This window comes from Pseudomonas mucoides (assembly GCF_015461845.1).
GTDB classification, from domain to species: Bacteria; Pseudomonadota; Gammaproteobacteria; order Pseudomonadales; family Pseudomonadaceae; genus Aquipseudomonas; species Aquipseudomonas mucoides.
In genome coordinates this window covers 296,953-316,317 of the sequence record NZ_JACOPW010000006.1, presented here as the reverse complement: position 1 = coordinate 316,317, position 19,365 = coordinate 296,953, and the positions used below count along the sequence as shown (strand labels likewise).

Annotated in this window: 20 protein-coding genes; all 20 read left to right on the top strand. The window is 55.0% G+C overall.

The window, feature by feature from the left end:
* The first annotated feature begins 48 nt into the window (after positions 1 to 48).
* Positions 49 to 4,122 (top strand): DNA-directed RNA polymerase subunit beta, encoded by a 4,074-nt coding sequence (gene rpoB / locus H8F22_RS24805; protein ID WP_027926088.1) that lies wholly within the window; start codon positions 49 to 51, stop codon positions 4,120 to 4,122.
* 64 nt (positions 4,123 to 4,186) lie between these two features.
* A complete protein-coding gene (gene rpoC, locus H8F22_RS24800) occupies positions 4,187 to 8,386 on the top strand; it encodes a DNA-directed RNA polymerase subunit beta' (protein WP_007896632.1) in 4,200 nt (1,399 codons plus the stop codon).
* Positions 8,387 to 8,602: 216 nt separating this feature from the next.
* Positions 8,603 to 8,974 carry a 30S ribosomal protein S12 gene (gene rpsL / locus H8F22_RS24795; protein ID WP_002555494.1) on the top strand — a complete coding sequence of 124 codons (372 nt, stop codon included), beginning with the start codon at positions 8,603 to 8,605 and terminating at the stop codon, positions 8,972 to 8,974.
* Positions 8,975 to 9,092: 118 nt separating this feature from the next.
* Positions 9,093 to 9,563, top strand: coding sequence for a 30S ribosomal protein S7 (rpsG, locus tag H8F22_RS24790; protein WP_002555493.1), 471 nt, complete (start codon positions 9,093 to 9,095; stop codon positions 9,561 to 9,563).
* Positions 9,564 to 9,593: 30 nt separating this feature from the next.
* Positions 9,594 to 11,699 (top strand): elongation factor G, encoded by a 2,106-nt coding sequence (gene fusA / locus H8F22_RS24785; protein WP_027926089.1) that lies wholly within the window; start codon positions 9,594 to 9,596, stop codon positions 11,697 to 11,699.
* 30 nt (positions 11,700 to 11,729) lie between these two features.
* Positions 11,730 to 12,923 carry an elongation factor Tu gene (tuf, locus tag H8F22_RS24780; RefSeq protein WP_027924378.1) on the top strand — a complete coding sequence of 398 codons (1,194 nt, stop codon included), beginning with the start codon at positions 11,730 to 11,732 and terminating at the stop codon, positions 12,921 to 12,923.
* A 159-nt stretch (positions 12,924 to 13,082) separates the two neighbouring features.
* On the top strand, positions 13,083 to 13,394 hold the full coding sequence (gene rpsJ, locus H8F22_RS24775; RefSeq protein ID WP_003186070.1) for a 30S ribosomal protein S10: 312 nt from the start codon (positions 13,083 to 13,085) through the stop codon (positions 13,392 to 13,394).
* A gap of 80 nt (positions 13,395 to 13,474) precedes the next feature.
* Entirely contained in the window at positions 13,475 to 14,110 is a 636-nt protein-coding gene (rplC, locus tag H8F22_RS24770; RefSeq protein ID WP_003186059.1) for a 50S ribosomal protein L3, read from the top strand.
* A 12-nt stretch (positions 14,111 to 14,122) separates the two neighbouring features.
* Positions 14,123 to 14,725: a 50S ribosomal protein L4 gene (rplD, locus tag H8F22_RS24765; RefSeq protein WP_007896707.1), complete on the top strand. Its 603-nt coding sequence runs from the start codon at positions 14,123 to 14,125 to the stop codon at positions 14,723 to 14,725.
* The gene (rplW, locus tag H8F22_RS24760; RefSeq protein ID WP_002555488.1) at positions 14,722 to 15,021 is read left to right on the top strand and encodes a 50S ribosomal protein L23; all 300 of its coding nucleotides are present in this window, start codon (positions 14,722 to 14,724) and stop codon (positions 15,019 to 15,021) included. Before rplD ends, rplW begins: the two co-directional genes overlap by 4 nt.
* Before the next feature lie 14 nt (positions 15,022 to 15,035).
* Entirely contained in the window at positions 15,036 to 15,860 is an 825-nt protein-coding gene (rplB, locus tag H8F22_RS24755) for a 50S ribosomal protein L2 (RefSeq protein WP_003176423.1), read from the top strand.
* 16 nt (positions 15,861 to 15,876) lie between these two features.
* Entirely contained in the window at positions 15,877 to 16,152 is a 276-nt protein-coding gene (gene rpsS / locus H8F22_RS24750; protein WP_002555486.1) for a 30S ribosomal protein S19, read from the top strand.
* Positions 16,153 to 16,163: 11 nt separating this feature from the next.
* Complete coding sequence (gene rplV / locus H8F22_RS24745) at positions 16,164 to 16,496, top strand: 50S ribosomal protein L22 (protein WP_003103908.1); 333 nt, start codon at positions 16,164 to 16,166, stop codon at positions 16,494 to 16,496.
* Between the two features lie 13 nt (positions 16,497 to 16,509).
* Complete coding sequence (rpsC, locus tag H8F22_RS24740; protein WP_003176422.1) at positions 16,510 to 17,196, top strand: 30S ribosomal protein S3; 687 nt, start codon at positions 16,510 to 16,512, stop codon at positions 17,194 to 17,196.
* Positions 17,197 to 17,208: 12 nt separating this feature from the next.
* The gene (gene rplP / locus H8F22_RS24735) at positions 17,209 to 17,622 is read left to right on the top strand and encodes a 50S ribosomal protein L16 (RefSeq protein ID WP_007943783.1); all 414 of its coding nucleotides are present in this window, start codon (positions 17,209 to 17,211) and stop codon (positions 17,620 to 17,622) included.
* Positions 17,622 to 17,813, top strand: coding sequence for a 50S ribosomal protein L29 (rpmC, locus tag H8F22_RS24730; protein WP_002555481.1), 192 nt, complete (start codon positions 17,622 to 17,624; stop codon positions 17,811 to 17,813). The genes rplP and rpmC overlap by 1 nt, the downstream gene beginning before the upstream one ends.
* 2 nt (positions 17,814 to 17,815) lie before the next feature.
* A complete protein-coding gene (gene rpsQ, locus H8F22_RS24725; RefSeq protein WP_003176419.1) occupies positions 17,816 to 18,082 on the top strand; it encodes a 30S ribosomal protein S17 in 267 nt (88 codons plus the stop codon).
* A 23-nt stretch (positions 18,083 to 18,105) separates the two neighbouring features.
* Entirely contained in the window at positions 18,106 to 18,474 is a 369-nt protein-coding gene (rplN, locus tag H8F22_RS24720; protein ID WP_002555479.1) for a 50S ribosomal protein L14, read from the top strand.
* A gap of 11 nt (positions 18,475 to 18,485) precedes the next feature.
* A complete protein-coding gene (gene rplX, locus H8F22_RS24715) occupies positions 18,486 to 18,800 on the top strand; it encodes a 50S ribosomal protein L24 (RefSeq protein WP_003176416.1) in 315 nt (104 codons plus the stop codon).
* 20 nt (positions 18,801 to 18,820) lie between these two features.
* A complete protein-coding gene (gene rplE / locus H8F22_RS24710) occupies positions 18,821 to 19,360 on the top strand; it encodes a 50S ribosomal protein L5 (RefSeq protein ID WP_003176415.1) in 540 nt (179 codons plus the stop codon).
* Positions 19,361 to 19,365 lie beyond the last annotated feature (5 nt).

Sequence of the window (19,365 nt, the reverse complement as noted above, 5' to 3'; positions counted from 1 at the left end):
CCCGTCGGGAGGGGCCAAACAAGCAGGTGACCAAGCTGGGGAACGCTGATGGCTTACTCATATACTGAGAAAAAACGTATCCGCAAGGACTTTAGCAAGTTGCCGGACGTCATGGATGTGCCGTACCTCCTGGCCATCCAGCTGGATTCGTATCGTGAATTCTTGCAAGCGGGAGCGACTAAAGATCAGTTCCGCGACGTGGGCCTGCATGCGGCCTTCAAATCCGTTTTCCCGATCATCAGCTACTCCGGCAATGCTGCGCTGGAGTACGTCGGTTATCGCCTGGGCGAACCGGCATTTGATGTCAAAGAATGCGTATTGCGCGGTGTAACTTACGCCGTACCTTTGCGGGTAAAAGTGCGCCTGATCATTTTCGACAAAGAATCGTCGAACAAAGCGATCAAGGACATTAAAGAGCAAGAAGTCTACATGGGTGAAATCCCCCTGATGACTGAGAACGGTACCTTCGTAATCAACGGTACCGAGCGTGTAATCGTTTCCCAGCTGCACCGTTCCCCGGGCGTGTTCTTCGACCACGACCGTGGCAAGACGCACAGCTCCGGCAAACTGCTGTACTCCGCGCGCATCATTCCTTACCGCGGTTCGTGGTTGGACTTCGAGTTCGACCCGAAAGACTGCGTGTTCGTGCGTATCGACCGTCGTCGCAAGCTGCCTGCATCGGTATTGCTGCGCGCGCTGGGCTATACCACTGAAGAAGTGCTGGATGCGTTCTACACCACCAACGTCTTCCACGTGCAAGGTGAAAACCTCAGCCTGGAACTGGTGCCTCAGCGCCTGCGTGGTGAAATTGCTGTCCTGGATATCCTGGATGACAAAGGCAAGGTTATTGTCGAGCAAGGTCGTCGTATCACCGCTCGCCACATCAACCAGCTGGAAAAAGCAGGGATCAAAGAGCTGCAAGTGCCTCTGGACTACGTCCTGGGTCGCACTACCGCCAAGGTCATCGTGCATCCGGCAACCGGCGAAATCCTGGCAGAGTGCAACACCGAGCTGAACACCGAGATCCTGGCGAAAATCGCCAAGGCCCAGGTTGTTCGCATCGAAACTCTGTACACCAACGATATCGACTGCGGTCCGTTTGTCTCCGACACTCTGAAGATCGACTCCACCAGCAACCAATTGGAAGCGCTGGTCGAGATCTATCGCATGATGCGTCCAGGCGAGCCGCCAACCAAAGACGCTGCCGAGACTCTGTTCAACAACCTGTTCTTCAGCCCTGAGCGCTATGACCTGTCTGCGGTCGGCCGGATGAAGTTCAACCGTCGTATCGGTCGTACCGAGATCGAAGGTTCGGGTGTGTTGTGCAAAGAAGACATCGTCGCGGTACTGAAGACTCTGGTCGACATCCGTAACGGTAAAGGCATCGTCGATGACATCGACCACTTGGGTAACCGTCGTGTTCGCTGCGTAGGCGAAATGGCCGAGAACCAGTTCCGCGTTGGCCTGGTACGTGTTGAGCGTGCGGTCAAAGAGCGTCTGTCGATGGCTGAAAGCGAAGGCCTGATGCCGCAAGACCTGATCAACGCCAAGCCAGTGGCTGCGGCGGTGAAAGAGTTCTTCGGTTCCAGCCAGCTGTCCCAGTTCATGGACCAGAACAACCCGCTGTCCGAGATCACCCACAAGCGTCGTGTGTCTGCACTCGGCCCTGGCGGTTTGACTCGTGAGCGTGCCGGCTTTGAAGTTCGTGACGTACACCCGACTCACTACGGTCGTGTATGCCCGATTGAAACGCCGGAAGGTCCGAACATCGGTCTGATCAACTCCCTGGCTGCCTATGCGCGCACCAACCAGTACGGCTTCCTCGAGAGCCCGTACCGTGTGGTGAAAGACGCTCTGGTCACCGACGAGATCGTGTTCCTGTCCGCCATCGAAGAAGCTGATCACGTGATCGCTCAGGCTTCGGCCACGATGAACGATAAAAAAGTCCTGATCGACGAGCTGGTAGCTGTTCGTCACTTGAACGAGTTCACCGTCAAGGCGCCTGAAGACGTCACCTTGATGGACGTATCGCCGAAGCAGGTAGTTTCGGTTGCTGCGTCGCTGATCCCGTTCCTCGAGCACGATGACGCCAACCGTGCGTTGATGGGTTCGAACATGCAGCGTCAAGCTGTACCAACCCTGCGCGCTGACAAGCCGCTGGTCGGTACCGGCATGGAGCGTAACGTAGCTCGTGACTCCGGCGTTTGCGTCGTGGCTCGTCGTGGCGGTGTTATCGATTCCGTCGACGCCAGCCGTATCGTGGTTCGTGTTGCTGATGACGAAGTTGAAACCGGCGAAGCTGGTGTCGACATCTACAACCTGACCAAGTACACCCGCTCCAACCAGAACACCTGCATCAACCAGCGTCCGCTGGTGCGTAAAGGTGATCGGGTTCAGCGCAGCGACATCATGGCTGACGGTCCGTCCACCGACATGGGTGAACTGGCTCTGGGTCAGAACATGCGCATTGCGTTCATGGCATGGAACGGCTTCAACTTCGAAGACTCCATCTGCCTGTCCGAGCGTGTGGTTCAGGAAGATCGCTTCACCACGATCCACATTCAGGAACTGACCTGTGTGGCGCGTGACACCAAGCTTGGGCCAGAGGAAATCACTGCAGACATCCCGAACGTGGGTGAAGCTGCACTGAACAAACTGGATGAAGCCGGTATCGTTTACGTAGGTGCTGAAGTTGGCGCAGGCGACATTCTGGTCGGTAAGGTCACTCCGAAAGGCGAGACCCAACTGACTCCGGAAGAGAAGCTGTTGCGTGCCATCTTCGGTGAAAAAGCCAGCGACGTTAAAGACACCTCCCTGCGCGTGCCTACTGGCACCAAGGGTACCGTCATCGACGTACAGGTCTTCACCCGCGACGGCGTTGAGCGTGATGCTCGTGCACTGTCGATCGAGAAGACTCAACTCGACGAGATCCGCAAGGATCTGAACGAAGAGTTCCGTATCGTTGAAGGCGCAACTTTCGAACGTCTGCGTTCCGCTCTGGTCGGCCACAAAGCCGAAGGCGGCGCCGGCCTGAAGAAAGGTCAGGACATCACCGACGAAGTTCTCGACGGTCTTGAGCATGGTCAGTGGTTCAAACTGCGCATGGCTGAAGATGCTCTGAACGAGCAGCTCGAGAAGGCTCAGGCCTACATCGTTGATCGTCGCCGTCTGCTGGACGACAAGTTCGAAGACAAGAAGCGCAAACTGCAGCAGGGCGATGACCTGGCTCCAGGCGTGCTGAAAATCGTCAAGGTTTACCTGGCAATCCGTCGCCGCATTCAGCCGGGCGACAAGATGGCCGGTCGTCACGGTAACAAAGGTGTGGTCTCCGTGATCATGCCGGTTGAAGACATGCCGCACGATGCCAATGGCACCCCGGTCGACGTTGTCCTCAACCCGTTGGGCGTACCTTCGCGTATGAACGTTGGTCAGATCCTTGAAACCCACCTCGGCCTCGCGGCCAAAGGTCTGGGCGAGAAGATCAACCGGATGATCGAAGAGCAGCGCAAAGTGGCTGAGCTTCGTACCTTCCTGGACGAGATCTACAACCAGATCGGCGGTCGTAACGAAGATCTGGATAGCTTCTCCGACCAGGAAATCCTGGATCTGGCGAAGAACCTGCGTGGCGGCGTTCCAATGGCCACTCCAGTGTTCGACGGCGCCAAGGAAAGCGAAATCAAGGCCATGCTGAAACTGGCAGACCTGCCGGAAAGCGGCCAGATGCAGCTGACCGACGGCCGTACCGGCAACAAGTTCGAGCGCCCGGTTACTGTTGGCTACATGTACATGCTGAAGCTGAACCACTTGGTAGACGACAAGATGCACGCTCGTTCTACCGGTTCGTACAGCCTGGTTACCCAGCAGCCGCTGGGTGGTAAGGCGCAGTTCGGTGGTCAGCGTTTCGGGGAGATGGAGGTCTGGGCACTGGAAGCTTACGGTGCCGCTTACACTCTGCAAGAAATGCTCACAGTGAAGTCGGACGATGTGAACGGCCGTACCAAGATGTACAAAAACATCGTGGATGGCGATCACCGTATGGAGCCGGGCATGCCCGAGTCTTTCAACGTGTTGATCAAGGAAATTCGTTCCCTCGGCATCGATATCGATCTGGAAACCGAATAACACGTGACGCGAATCGAGAGCGGGGCAGGATTGCCCGCTCTCTGCTCCGCCAGGAGGAAAGGCCTTGAAAGACCTACTGAATTTGCTGAAAAACCAGGGTCAAGTCGAAGAGTTCGACGCCATCCGTATTGGATTGGCATCGCCTGAGATGATCCGTTCGTGGTCGTTCGGTGAAGTTAAAAAGCCGGAAACCATTAACTACCGTACGTTCAAACCTGAACGTGACGGCCTGTTCTGCGCCAAGATCTTTGGCCCGGTAAAGGATTACGAGTGCCTGTGCGGTAAGTACAAGCGCTTGAAGCACCGTGGTGTGATCTGCGAGAAGTGCGGCGTTGAAGTCGCGCTGGCTAAAGTTCGTCGTGAGCGCATGGCGCACATCGAACTGGCCTCGCCAGTTGCCCACATCTGGTTCCTGAAATCGCTGCCGTCGCGTATCGGCTTGCTGATGGACATGACCCTGCGTGATATCGAACGCGTTCTCTACTTCGAGAGCTATGTCGTTATCGATCCAGGCATGACCACCCTTGAAAAAGGTCAGCTGCTCAACGACGAGCAGTACTTCGAAGCGCTGGAAGAGTTCGGCGACGATTTCGATGCCCGCATGGGTGCCGAAGCTGTCCGTGAGCTGCTGCACGCTATCGACCTGGAACACGAGATTGGCCGTCTGCGTGAAGAAATTCCGCAAACCAACTCCGAAACCAAAATCAAGAAGCTGTCCAAGCGTCTGAAGTTGATGGAAGCCTTCCAGGGTTCCGGCAACCTCCCAGAGTGGATGGTGCTGACCGTTCTGCCGGTTCTGCCGCCAGATCTGCGTCCACTGGTCCCGCTGGATGGCGGTCGCTTCGCGACTTCCGACCTCAACGATCTGTATCGTCGAGTGATCAACCGTAACAACCGCTTGAAGCGCCTGCTTGATCTGTCCGCTCCGGACATCATCGTGCGCAACGAAAAGCGTATGTTGCAGGAAGCCGTCGACGCACTGCTCGACAACGGTCGTCGTGGCCGCGCTATCACCGGTTCCAACAAGCGTCCTCTGAAATCCCTGGCTGACATGATCAAGGGTAAGCAAGGTCGTTTCCGTCAGAACTTGCTCGGTAAGCGTGTTGACTACTCCGGTCGTTCGGTAATTACCGTAGGTCCGACCCTGCGTCTGCACCAGTGCGGTCTGCCGAAGAAGATGGCTCTCGAGCTGTTCAAGCCGTTCATTTTCGGCAAGCTGGAAATGCGTGGTCTTGCGACCACCATCAAAGCTGCCAAGAAGATGGTCGAGCGCGAGCTGCCGGAAGTTTGGGACGTTCTCGCTGAAGTGATTCGTGAACACCCGGTTCTCCTCAACCGTGCACCGACCCTTCACCGTCTGGGTATCCAGGCGTTTGAACCGGTACTGATCGAAGGTAAGGCTATCCAGCTGCACCCTCTGGTCTGTGCTGCGTACAACGCCGACTTCGACGGCGACCAAATGGCCGTGCACGTACCGCTGACACTGGAAGCCCAGTTGGAAGCGCGTGCGTTGATGATGTCGACCAACAACATTCTGTCGCCAGCCAACGGTGAGCCAATCATCGTTCCTTCGCAGGACGTTGTATTGGGTCTGTACTACATGACTCGTGAAGCGATCAACGCCAAGGGCGAAGGTCGTGTGTTCGCGGATCTGCAGGAAGTTGACCGTGTGTTCCGTGCCGGCGAAGCCGCACTGCACGCTAAAGTCAAAGTGCGGATCAACGAAACCGTCAACGATCGTGATGGTGGCAGCGTCAAGAACACCCGTATCGTCGACACCACCGTCGGCCGTGCGCTGTTGTTCCAGGTTGTTCCACCTGGTCTGTCGTACGACGTCGTCAACCAGCCGATGAAGAAAAAGGCGATCTCCAAGCTGATCAACCAGTGCTACCGCGTGGTTGGTTTGAAAGAGACCGTGATTTTCGCTGACCAGTTGATGTACACCGGTTTTGCTTATTCGACCATCTCCGGCGTTTCCATCGGTGTTAACGACTTCGTTATCCCGGATGAAAAAGCCCGCATCATCGGTGCTGCCACCGACGAAGTGAAAGAGATCGAAAGTCAGTACGCCTCCGGCCTGGTAACCCAGGGCGAGAAGTACAACAAAGTGATCGACCTTTGGTCCAAGGCGAACGACGAAGTTTCCAAGGCGATGATGGCCAACCTCTCGAAAGAGAAGGTCATCGACCGTCATGGCGTCGAAGTCGACCAGGAATCTTTCAACTCGATGTACATGATGGCCGACTCGGGCGCACGGGGTTCTGCTGCGCAGATCCGTCAGCTCGCCGGTATGCGTGGCCTGATGGCCAAGCCGGACGGTTCCATCATTGAAACGCCGATTACTGCGAACTTCCGTGAAGGTTTGAGCGTACTTCAGTACTTCATCTCCACTCACGGTGCTCGTAAAGGTTTGGCGGATACCGCGTTGAAAACTGCGAACTCCGGTTACCTGACTCGTCGTCTGGTAGACGTGGCGCAGGATCTGGTAGTAACCGAGATCGATTGCGGCACCGAGCATGGCCTGGTAATGACTCCGCACATTGAAGGCGGTGACGTTGTTGAGCCGTTGGGTGAGCGCGTATTGGGTCGTGTTATTGCCCGTGACGTGTTCAAGCCAGGTACTGAAGAAATCATCGTTCCTGCCGGCACGCTGGTAGACGAGAAGTGGGTCGAGTTCATCGAGCTGAACAGCATCGACGAAGTGATCGTGCGTTCGCCGATCAGCTGCGAAACCCGCTACGGCATTTGCGCCAAGTGCTACGGCCGTGATCTGGCTCGTGGTCACCAGGTGAACATCGGTGAAGCGGTCGGCGTTATTGCTGCCCAGTCCATCGGTGAGCCGGGTACCCAGCTGACCATGCGTACGTTCCACATCGGTGGTGCGGCAAGCCGGACCTCCGCAGCTGATAGCGTTCAGGTGAAGAATGGCGGTACCGTCCGTCTGCACAACCTGAAGCACGTTGAGCGAGTGGATGGTTGCCTGGTTGCTGTGTCCCGTTCCGGTGAGCTGGCGATCGCTGATGACTTCGGTCGTGAGCGCGAGCGTTACAAGCTGCCGTACGGTGCTGTGATTTCGGTTAAAGAAGGTGACAAGGTCGACGCTGGCGCAATCGTGGCCAAGTGGGATCCGCACACTCACCCAATCGTTACCGAAATGAAAGGTACCGTGACCTACGTGGGCATGGAAGAAGGCATCACGATCAAGCGTCAGACTGACGAATTGACCGGTATGACCAACATTGAAGTACTCGACGCCAAAGATCGTCCAGCTGCCGGTAAAGATATCCGTCCTGCTGTGAAGATGGTTGATGACAATGGCAAGGATCTCTTGCTGCCGGGTACCGATGTAATTGCTCAGTACTTCCTGCCTGCTAACGCCCTGGTCGGTGTAGCGGACGGTGCGAAAATCGCGATCGGTGATGTTATCGCTCGTATTCCGCAAGAGACTTCGAAGACCCGTGACATCACCGGTGGTCTGCCGCGTGTTGCCGACTTGTTCGAAGCACGTCGTCCGAAAGAAGCCTCGATTCTGGCTGAAGTCAGCGGCACCATCGCGTTCGGTAAAGAGACCAAAGGCAAGCGTCGTCTGGTCATTACCCCGAACGACGGTAGCGATCCGTACGAAGAGCTGATTCCGAAGTGGCGTCACCTGAACGTCTTCGAAGGCGAACAGGTAAACCGCGGCGAAGTTATCTCCGACGGCCCGAGCGATCCACACGACATCCTGCGTCTGCTGGGTGTGAGTGCGCTGGCCAAGTACATCGTGAACGAGATCCAGGACGTTTACCGTCTGCAAGGCGTGAAGATCAACGATAAGCACATCGAGACCATCCTGCGTCAGATGCTGCGTAAAGTTGAAATCGCTGAATCCGGCGATTCCAGTTTCATCAAGGGCGACCAGATGGAATTGACTCACGTTCTGGTAGAGAACGAGCGTCTGGCTGGCGACGAGAAATTCGTTTCCAAGTTCACTCGCGTGCTGTTGGGTATCACCAAGGCGTCGTTGTCCACCGAATCGTTCATCTCGGCGGCTTCCTTCCAGGAAACCACTCGCGTACTGACCGAAGCGGCGGTAACCGGCAAGCGCGATTACCTGCGCGGCCTGAAAGAAAACGTGGTCGTGGGTCGTCTGATCCCGGCTGGTACCGGTCTGGCTTATCACAGCGAGCGCAAGCGTCGCCGTGATGCTGACAAACCGTTGCGCGTAAGCGCCAGTGAAGTGGAAGCTGCACTGACCGAAGCGCTGAACTCTAGCGGTAACTGAGTTCTGCGATAAATGAGCGTAAGGCCCTGGCTGCTCCGTTCATCGAATCGAGACAATTTGTCGAGGTTGGATGGGTGGGGAGGTCGGGGCCTTGCCTTGACTGGGGACAAGATCCTCTTTAGACTCTTGTACCCCTAAATTTGGCGGGAATTCGTTCCTGCCATTTTGCTTTTCTTGCAAGACAATAGCGTCGCAAGACAACAGTGGAGCTAGTAGATGGCAACTATCAACCAGCTGGTACGTCAGCCGCGTAAGCGTATCGTCGAGAAATCCGACGTGCCTGCGCTGCAGAACTGCCCGCAACGTCGTGGCGTATGCACCCGTGTGTATACCACCACGCCGAAAAAACCTAACTCGGCACTGCGTAAAGTATGCCGTGTGCGTCTGACCAACGGTTTCGAGGTTTCCTCGTACATCGGCGGTGAAGGCCACAACCTGCAAGAGCACAGCGTGGTACTGATCCGCGGCGGTCGTGTAAAAGACTTGCCAGGTGTTCGTTACCACACCGTACGCGGTTCTTTGGATACTTCCGGCGTTAAAGGTCGTAACCAGGGTCGTTCGAAGTACGGTACCAAGAAGCCTAAGTAGTAGCGGCTTTTTGTAAAAACTGATTTTCTATTTTTCTGAGTCGATAAGAGTAAGGTCGGAGGCGTCCCGCAAGGGCACCGATTCCGAGCGAACCTGAAGACCGTTTGAGGGCTTATCCATGCCAAGAAGACGCGTAGCAGCCAAGCGCGAAGTGCTTGACGATCCAAAGTACGGCAGCCAGATCCTGGCCAAGTTCATGAACCACGTTATGGAAAGCGGCAAGAAAGCCGTTGCCGAACGTATCGTTTATGGCGCGCTGGAAAAAGTTAAAGAACGCAAGAACAGCGATCCCCTGGAAATCTTCGAGAAAGCTCTCGACGCCATCGCTCCGCTGGTCGAAGTAAAGTCGCGCCGTGTAGGCGGTGCTACTTACCAGGTTCCGGTCGAAGTTCGTCCGTCCCGTCGTAACGCTCTGGCAATGCGCTGGTTGGTAGACTTCGCCCGCAAGCGCGGCGAGAAGTCTATGGCTCTGCGTTTGGCTGGCGAACTGTTGGACGCCGCTGAAGGTAAAGGTGCTGCAGTTAAGAAGCGTGAAGACGTGCACCGTATGGCTGAAGCCAACAAGGCTTTCTCGCACTACCGCTTCTAATTTTAGCGTCACTAATTTTGCGAGGGCTTTATGGCTCGTACTACACCGATTAACCGCTACCGTAACATTGGTATCGTTGCTCACGTGGATGCTGGTAAAACCACCACCACCGAGCGCGTCCTTTTTTACACTGGCAAAAGCCACAAGATGGGCGAGGTGCATGACGGCGCCGCGACCACAGACTGGATGGTGCAGGAGCAGGAGCGTGGTATTACCATTACTTCTGCTGCTATTACCGCCTTCTGGCAGGGTTCCGAGAAGCAGCACAAGGACCAATACCGTTTCAACGTCATCGACACCCCGGGCCACGTTGACTTCACTATTGAAGTTGAGCGTTCCCTGCGTGTTCTCGACGGCGCGGTCGTTGTGTTCTGCGGCACCTCGGGTGTTGAGCCTCAGTCGGAAACCGTATGGCGTCAAGCCAACAAGTACGGCGTTCCACGTCTTGTTTACGTAAACAAGATGGACCGTGCTGGTGCCAACTTCCTGCGCGTGATCGGCCAGATCAAGCAGCGTCTGGGTCACACTCCGGTGCCAATTCAATTGGCCATCGGTTCCGAAGACAACTTCCAGGGTCAGATCGATCTGATGGCTATGGAAGCTGTTTACTGGAATGACTCTGACAAAGGCATGGTTCCAGTTCGTAAGCCTATCCCTGCTGAACTGCAGGAGCTGGCTAACGAATGGCGCGGCAACATGATTGAAGCCGCGGCAGAAGCCAGCGAAGAGCTGATGAACAAGTACCTCGAAGGTGAAGAACTCACCAACGCGGAAATCAAAGCGGCTCTGCGTCAGCGTACTATCGCTGGTGAGATCGTTTTGGCTGTTTGCGGTTCTTCCTTCAAGAACAAGGGTGTTCCCCTGGTTCTCGACGCCGTTATCGACTACCTGCCTGCTCCAACCGACATTCCTGCCATCAAGGGTACTGACCCGGATGACGAGACCAAGGAAATGGAGCGTCACGCAGACGACAGCGAGCCGTTTTCGGCTCTGGCGTTCAAGATCGCTACCGACCCATTCGTGGGTACCTTGACCTTTGTTCGAGTTTACTCGGGCGTGTTGGCCTCCGGCGACGGCGTGATCAACTCGGTTAAAGGCAAGAAAGAGCGCGTGGGTCGTATGGTGCAAATGCACGCAAACGCCCGTGAAGAAATCAAGGAAGTGCGCGCTGGTGACATCGCGGCCTTGATCGGCATGAAGGACGTCACCACTGGTGAGACTTTGTGCAACGCTGACAAGCCAATCATCCTGGTTCGTATGGACTTCCCGGAGCCGGTTATTTCGGTTGCCGTAGAGCCTAAGACCAAGGATGACCAGGAAAAAATGGGTATCGCTCTGGGCAAGCTTGCTCAGGAAGATCCATCTTTCCGCGTCAAAACCGATGAAGAGACTGGTCAAACGATCATCTCCGGCATGGGCGAGCTGCACCTGGACATCCTGGTTGACCGGATGCGCCGTGAGTTCAACGTCGAAGCCAACATTGGTAAGCCTCAGGTTTCCTATCGTGAGCGCATCACGAAGAACTGTGAAATCGAAGGCAAATTCGTTCGTCAATCCGGCGGTCGTGGCCAGTTCGGCCATTGCTGGATTCGTTTTGCTCCTGCTGACGAAGGTCAGGAAGGTCTGCAATTCGTGAACGAAGTCGTGGGTGGTGTGGTTCCTAAGGAATACATCCCGGCGATCCAGAAGGGTATCGAAGAGCAGATGAAGAACGGCGTTGTTGCCGGCTATCCGCTGATCGGCCTGAAGGCTACCGTGTTTGATGGTTCTTACCACGACGTCGACTCCAACGAGATGGCGTTTAAGGTGGCTGCTTCCATGGCGACCAAGCAACTGGCCCAGAAGGGCGGTGGTGAGTTGCTCGAGCCGATCATGGCGGTAGAGGTTGTTACGCCTGAAGACTATATGGGTGACGTGATGGGCGACCTTAACCGTCGTCGCGGCATGATTTTGGGTATGGAAGACACGGTCTCCGGCAAAGTAATTCGCGCCGAAGTTCCGCTGGGCGAGATGTTCGGTTATGCGACCGACGTTCGTTCCATGTCCCAGGGTCGCGCAAGCTACTCTATGGAATTCAAAAAATACAATACAGCTCCGTCGCACATCGTCGAAACTGTTACCAAAAAACAAGGCTGATTCAGCCCTTTAGGCAAGGAGTTAATTGTCGTGGCTAAAGAAAAATTTGATCGTTCCCTACCGCACGTCAACGTTGGCACCATCGGTCACGTTGACCACGGTAAAACCACTCTGACTGCAGCTCTGACTCGCGTCTGCTCCGAAGTATTCGGTTCGGCCATCGTTGATTTCGATAAAATCGACAGCGCGCCAGAAGAAAAAGCTCGTGGTATCACCATCAACACCGCGCACGTCGAGTACAACTCGAAGATCCGTCACTACGCTCACGTTGACTGCCCAGGTCACGCTGACTATGTGAAGAACATGATCACTGGTGCTGCCCAGATGGACGGCGCTATCCTGGTTTGCTCGGCCGCTGATGGTCCGATGCCACAAACCCGTGAGCACATCCTGCTGTCCCGTCAGGTAGGCGTTCCGTACATCGTGGTTTTCCTGAACAAGGCTGACCTGGTAGATGACGCTGAGCTGCTGGAACTGGTTGAGATGGAAGTGCGCGATCTGCTGAGCACTTACGACTTCCCGGGCGACGACACTCCGATCATCATCGGTTCGGCGCGTATGGCTCTGGAAGGCAAAGACGACAACGAAATGGGCACCACTGCCGTTCGTAAACTGGTTGAGACTCTGGACAGCTACATCCCAGAACCAGTTCGTCTGACCGACAAGCCGTTCCTGATGCCAATCGAAGACGTATTCTCGATCTCCGGTCGCGGTACTGTTGTGACTGGTCGTATCGAGCGCGGTATCGTTCGCGTTCAGGATCCACTGGAAATCGTTGGTCTGCGTGACACTACCGTCACCACCTGCACCGGTGTTGAAATGTTCCGTAAGCTGCTCGACGAAGGTCGTGCTGGCGAGAACTGCGGCGTGCTGCTGCGCGGCACCAAGCGTGACGACGTTGAGCGTGGCCAGGTTCTGGTTAAGCCGGGTTCGGTTAAGCCGCACACCAAGTTCACCGCAGAAGTTTACGTTCTGAGCAAGGAAGAAGGCGGCCGTCATACTCCGTTCTTCAAAGGCTACCGTCCACAGTTCTACTTCCGTACTACTGACGTGACTGGTAACTGCGAGCTGCCAGAAGGCGTTGAAATGGTAATGCCAGGTGACAACATTCAGATGACTGTTACCCTGATCAAAACCATCGCGATGGAAGACGGTCTGCGCTTCGCTATCCGTGAAGGCGGCCGTACCGTTGGTGCTGGCGTTGTAGCTAAAATCATCGAGTAATTATCTCTTCTGAGATAGCTCGGTTTTTTTGAGAAGGCCTCCGCTTAGCGGGGGCCTTTTTTATTGGGTTGACACCTATCTGGGGCGTCTATAGAATTGCGCCTCCTTTTAACGGGCGTATTGCGCTCGGTGGGAATAGCAGCCGGAGTCTGAAATCCAATGCAAAATCAGCAAATCCGTATCAGGTTGAAGGCTTTTGACCATCGCCTGATCGACCAATCCACCCAGGAAATCGTGGAAACCGCGAAACGTACTGGTGCTCAAGTGCGTGGTCCAATTCCACTGCCTACCCGTAAAGAGCGGTTCACCGTTCTGGTCTCCCCGCACGTCAACAAAGACGCGCGTGACCAGTACGAGATCCGTACTCATAAGCGCGTTCTGGACATCGTCCAGCCAACGGATAAAACCGTTGATGCTCTTATGAAGCTTGATCTTGCGGCCGGTGTGGAAGTGCAGATCAGCCTCGGCTAAGACTCGGTCTTAGTCGTGTAACGCTCTGAAATGGGCGGCCATAGCGGGTGAAAGCCCCGTACACTCATGAGGTTTACAACATGACTATTGGTGTAGTCGGTCGTAAATGCGGTATGACCCGTATTTTCACCGAAGAAGGTGTCTCCATTCCGGTCACGGTCATTGAGATCGAACCGAATCGCGTCACCCAGTTCAAAACTGAAGAGACCGATGGCTATCGTGCAGTGCAAGTCACTGTAGGCGAGCGTCGTGCTTCGCGTGTTACAGCTGCTCAAGCTGGCCACTTCGCTAAAGCGAACGTTGCTGCTGGTCGTACCGTAATGGAATTCCGTCTTGAAGAAGGCGAGTACCAGGCCGGCGATCTGATCAACGCTGAAATCTTCGCCGCTGGTCAACTGGTTGATGTAACCGGTCAGTCCAAGGGTAAAGGCTTCCAGGGTACGATCAAGCGTTGGAACTTCCGCGGGCAAGATAATACCCACGGTAACTCCGTGTCCCACCGCGTTCCAGGCTCTATCGGCCAGTGCCAGACTCCTGGTCGTGTATTCAAGGGCAAAAAAATGTCCGGTCATATGGGCGCTGAGCGCGTGACCGTGCAGTCCCTCGAAGTAGTGCGCGTGGACGCTGAACGCAATCTGTTGTTGGTCAAGGGCGCTGTTCCTGGCGCTACTGGCGGCAACTTGGTTGTACGTCCAGCAGCCAAGGCTCGCGGTTAAGGGGAAGCTGACATGCAATTAAATGTAAATGACGCTCAAGCGATCGAAGTTTCCGAACTGACATTTGGCGGCGAATTCAACGAGACGCTGGTTCACCAAGCAGTCGTGGCCTACATGGCCGGCGGCCGTCAGGGTTCCAAGCAGCAAAAGACCCGTTCCGACGTTCGTGGTGGCGGTAAGCGCCCATGGCGTCAGAAAGGTACTGGCCGTGCTCGTGCCGGTACTATCCGTAGCCCAATCTGGCGTGGCGGCGGTACCACTTTCGCAGCTCGTCCTCAGGATCACACCCAGAAGCTGAACAAGAAGATGTATCGCGCAGCAATGCGTTCCATCCTTGCTGAGCTGGTGCGTACTGATCGTCTGGTAGTGGTTCAGGACTTCGCTGTTGATGCACCGAAGACCAAAGATCTGCTGAACAAACTGACTGGCATGGGCTTGACTGACGTCTTGATCGTGTCTGAAGTCGTTGATCAGAACCTGTACCTGGCTGCTCGTAACCTGCCACACGTTGATGTACGTGACGTGCAAGGTTCCGATCCAGTTAGTCTGATCGCATACGACAAGGTGTTGATCACCGTGTCGGCCGTGAAGAAATTCGAGGAGCTGCTGGGATGAACCAGGAACGCGTATTTAAAGTTCTGCTTGGCCCGCACGTTTCCGAGAAGGCTACGGTTCTGGCTGACAAGAAAGGCCAGTTCGTTTTCAAGGTTGCAACTGACGCAACCAAGCTGGAAATCAAGAAGGCCGTCGAAAGCCTGTTCAGCGTGAAAGTAGAGCGTGTTACTACCCTGAATGTTCTGGGTAAGAGCAAGCGCACTGCTCGCGGTCTGGGCAAGCGTAATGACTGGAAGAAGGCAGTTATCTCCCTTCAGCCAGGCCAAGATCTCGATTTCAGCAGCAGTGCTGAGTAAGGAAGGGGTGCATCATGGCAATCGTTAAATGCAAACCGACTTCCCCTGGCCGCCGTTTTGTGGTCAAGGTGGTCAACCAGGAGCTGCATAAAGGCGCTCCTCACGCACCGCTGCTCGAGAAAAAATCGAAGACTGGTGGTCGTAACAACAATGGTCGCATTACCACTCGTCACATCGGTGGTGGCCATAAGCAGCATTATCGTCTGGTCGATTTCCGTCGCAACGACAAAGATGGCATCTCTGCCACTGTCGAGCGCATTGAATACGATCCAAACCGTACTGCTCACATCGCTCTGCTGCTGTACGCAGATGGCGAGCGTCGCTACATCATCGCCCCTAAAGGCGTGAGTGCTGGTGACCAGCTGATCGCAGGTGCTCTGGCACCGATCAAGCCGGGCAACGCTCTGCAACTGCGTAACATTCCAGTTGGTAGCACCGTACACGGCATCGAATTGAAGCCAGGTAAAGGCGCACAGATCGCTCGTTCCGCTGGTGCTTCGGCTCAGCTGATCGCTCGTGAAGGTGTCTACGTGACCCTGCGTCTGCGTTCTGGTGAGATGCGTAAAGTGCTGGCTGAATGCCGCGCGACCCTGGGTGAAGTCTCGAACTCCGAGCACAGCCTGCGTTCGCTGGGTAAAGCTGGTGCCAAACGCTGGCGTGGCGTTCGCCCAACCGTTCGTGGTGTTGCCATGAACCCGGTTGACCACCCACATGGTGGTGGTGAAGGTCGTACCTCTGGTGGTCGTCATCCGGTATCGCCATGGGGCTTCCCGACTAAGGGCGCGAAGACTCGTGGTAATAAGCGTACCGACAAAATGATCGTCCGTCGTCGCAAGTAAATAGAGGGATACGACAGTGCCACGTTCTCTGAAAAAAGGTCCTTTTATCGATCTTCACCTACTGAAGAAGATCGAAGTGGCGGCGGAAAAGAATGATCGCAAACCGGTGAAAACCTGGTCGCGTCGTTCGATGATCCTGCCACAAATGGTCGGTTTGACCATCGCAGTACACAACGGTCGTCAACACGTCCCAGTTCTCGTTAACGAAGACATGGTCGGCCACAAACTGGGCGAGTTCGCCGGTACCCGCACTTATCGTGGGCACGTGGCAGACAAGAAAGCCAAGCGTTAAGGGGTTAGGAAATGGAAGTAGCCGCTAAGTTGTCGGGCGCTCGAATCTCCGCCCAGAAAGCCCGCTTGGTCGCCGACCAGATCCGCGGGAAGAAGGTGGGCGAAGCGCTCAACTTGTTGGCTTTCAGCAGTAAGAAAGCCGCCGAGATCATGAAGAAAGTGCTGGAGTCGGCCGTAGCCAACGCCGAGCATAACGAAGGCGCAGACGTTGATGACCTTAAAGTCAGCACCGTTTTCGTCAACGAAGGGCGTTCGCTGAAGCGCATCATGCCACGTGCCAAAGGCCGTGCTGATCGCATCGTCAAGCGGTCTTGCCATATCACTGTCAAGGTTGCTGACAAGTAACGGAGTCGAAGAGATGGGTCAGAAAGTACATCCCATTGGCATTCGCCTGGGAATCGTCAAGGAGCACACCTCCGTCTGGTACGCAGACGGTCGGACTTATGCGGACTATTTGTTCGCTGATCTGAAGGTGCGTGAGTATCTCCAAGACAAACTAAAAAGCGCGTCCGTAAGCCGTATCGATATCCATCGTCCGGCTCAGACTGCACGTATCACCATCCACACCGCTCGTCCAGGTATCGTTATCGGGAAGAAAGGTGAAGATGTTGAGAAACTGCGTCAGGACCTGACCAAGCAAATGGGTGTGCCTGTGCACATCAATATCGAAGAGATCCGCAAGCCGGAGCTCGACGGTATGCTGGTTGCGCAGAGCGTAGCTCAGCAGCTGGAGCGTCGCGTAATGTTCCGTCGCGCTATGAAGCGCGCTGTTCAGAACGCCATGCGCATTGGTGCCAAAGGCATCAAAATCCAAGTGAGCGGTCGTCTCGGCGGTGCTGAAATCGCACGTACTGAATGGTATCGCGAAGGTCGTGTGCCACTGCACACCCTGCGTGCCGACATCGACTATGCCAACTACGAAGCTCACACCACTTACGGTGTGATCGGTGTAAAGGTTTGGATCTTCAAAGGCGAAGTAATTGGTGGTCGCCAAGAAGAACTGAAACCACAAGCACCAGCGCCTCGTAAAAAAGCTGCTAAGTAAGGGGTACGCCAAATGTTGCAACCAAAGCGTACGAAGTTCCGCAAGCAGATGACAGGCCACAACCGTGGTCTGGCACAGCGCGGTAGCAAAGTCAGCTTCGGCGAATATGCGCTGAAGTCTGTAGCTCGTGGTCGTCTCACCGCTCGTCAGATCGAGTCAGCGCGTCGTGCTCTGACCCGTCACGTTAAACGTGGCGGCAAGATCTGGATCCGTGTATTCCCGGACAAGCCTATTTCCAAAAAGCCCCTCGAAGTTCGGATGGGTAAAGGTAAGGGTAGTGTGGAGTACTGGGTTGCCCAGATTCAGCCAGGCAAAGTCCTGTATGAAATCGAGGGTGTTTCTGAAGAGCTGGCGCGTGAGGCTTTTGCCCTGGCTGCTGCAAAGCTGCCGCTCGCCACCGCCTTTGTTAAACGGACGGTGATGTGATGAAAGCGAATGAACTTCGTGAAAAATCCGCACAGCAGCTGAACGAGCAACTGCTCGGCTTGCTGCGCGACCAGTTCAATCTGCGTATGCAGAAAGCAACTGGCCAGTTGGGGCAGTCTCATCTGCTCTCGCAAGTTAAGCGTGACATCGCTCGCGTGAAGACTGTGCTCAACCAGCAGGCAGGTAAGTAATCATGGCTGAAGCCGAAAAAACTGTCCGTACGCTGACTGGCCGTGTTGTCAGCGACAAGATGGACAAAACCATCACCGTACTGATCGAGCGTCGCGTTAAGCACCCGATCTACGGTAAATACGTTAAGCGTTCGACTAAGCTGCACGCGCACGACGAAACCAATCAGTGCCACATCGGCGACAAAGTCACTATTCGTGAAACTCGTCCTTTGGCCAAGACCAAGTCTTGGGCGCTGGTTGATGTTCTCGAACGCGCTGTGGAAGTCTAAGGACTAGGGGTCGGAGAAATTATATGATTCAGACTCAATCCATGCTCGATGTGGCCGATAACAGCGGCGCTCGCCGTGTTATGTGCATCAAGGTGCTGGGTGGCTCCCATCGTCGTTACGCTGGTATCGGTGACATCATCAAAGTTACCGTGAAGGAAGCAATTCCTCGCGGTAAAGTGAAAAAAGGCCAAGTGATGACTGCTGTTGTAGTCCGCACTCGTCACGGCGTACGTCGTGCTGATGGCTCCATTATCCGCTTTGATGGCAACGCTGCTGTTCTTCTGAACAACAAGCAAGAGCCGATCGGCACCCGTATCTTTGGGCCAGTGACCCGTGAACTTCGTACTGAGAAGTTCATGAAGATCGTCTCGCTCGCCCCAGAAGTGCTGTAAGGAGATCCGACATGCAAAAGATTCGTCGTGACGACGAGATCATCGTGATCGCCGGCAAAGACAAAGGTAAGCGCGGTAAGGTGCTTAAGGTTCTCGCAAATAACCGTCTGGTTATCGGCGGTCTGAACCTGGTTAAGCGTCATACCAAGCCTAACCCGATGTCGGGCGTACAAGGCGGTATCGTCGAAAAAGAAGCTCCACTGGACGCTTCTAACGTCGCCATTTTCAACGGCGAAACCAACAAGGCTGACCGCGTTGGTTTCAAAGTAGAAGACGGCAAGAAAATTCGTGTCTTCAAGTCGACCCAAAAAGCGGTTGATGCTTGAACACTGCTAGGTAGAAGACCATGGCACGACTAAAAGAGATTTACTGGAAGGAAATCGCACCGAAACTTAAGGAAGAACTTAAGCTTTCGAACGTGATGGAAGTTCCACGCGTTACAAAAATCACCCTGAACATGGGTCTGGGCGAAGCAGTCGGTGACAAAAAAGTCATCGAGCACGCTGTTGCCGACCTGGAAAAGATCACCGGCCAGAAAGTCGTTGTGACCTACGCTCGGAAATCCATCGCTGGCTTTAAAGTCCGTGAAGGTTGGCCGATCGGCGTCAAAGTGACCCTGCGCCGTGAGCGTATGTACGAGTTCCTGGATCGTCTGCTGTCGATCTCCCTGCCTCGGGTTCGCGACTTCCGCGGCCTGAATGCCAAGTCCTTCGATGGTCGTGGTAACTACAGCATGGGCGTTAAAGAGCAGATCATCTTCCCGGAAATCGACTACGACAAGATCGATGCTCTCCGCGGTCTGGACATTACCCTGACCACCACTGCCAAGAACGATGATGAAGGTCGCGCCCTGTTGCGTGCTTTCAAATTCCCGTTCCGCAACTGATTGGA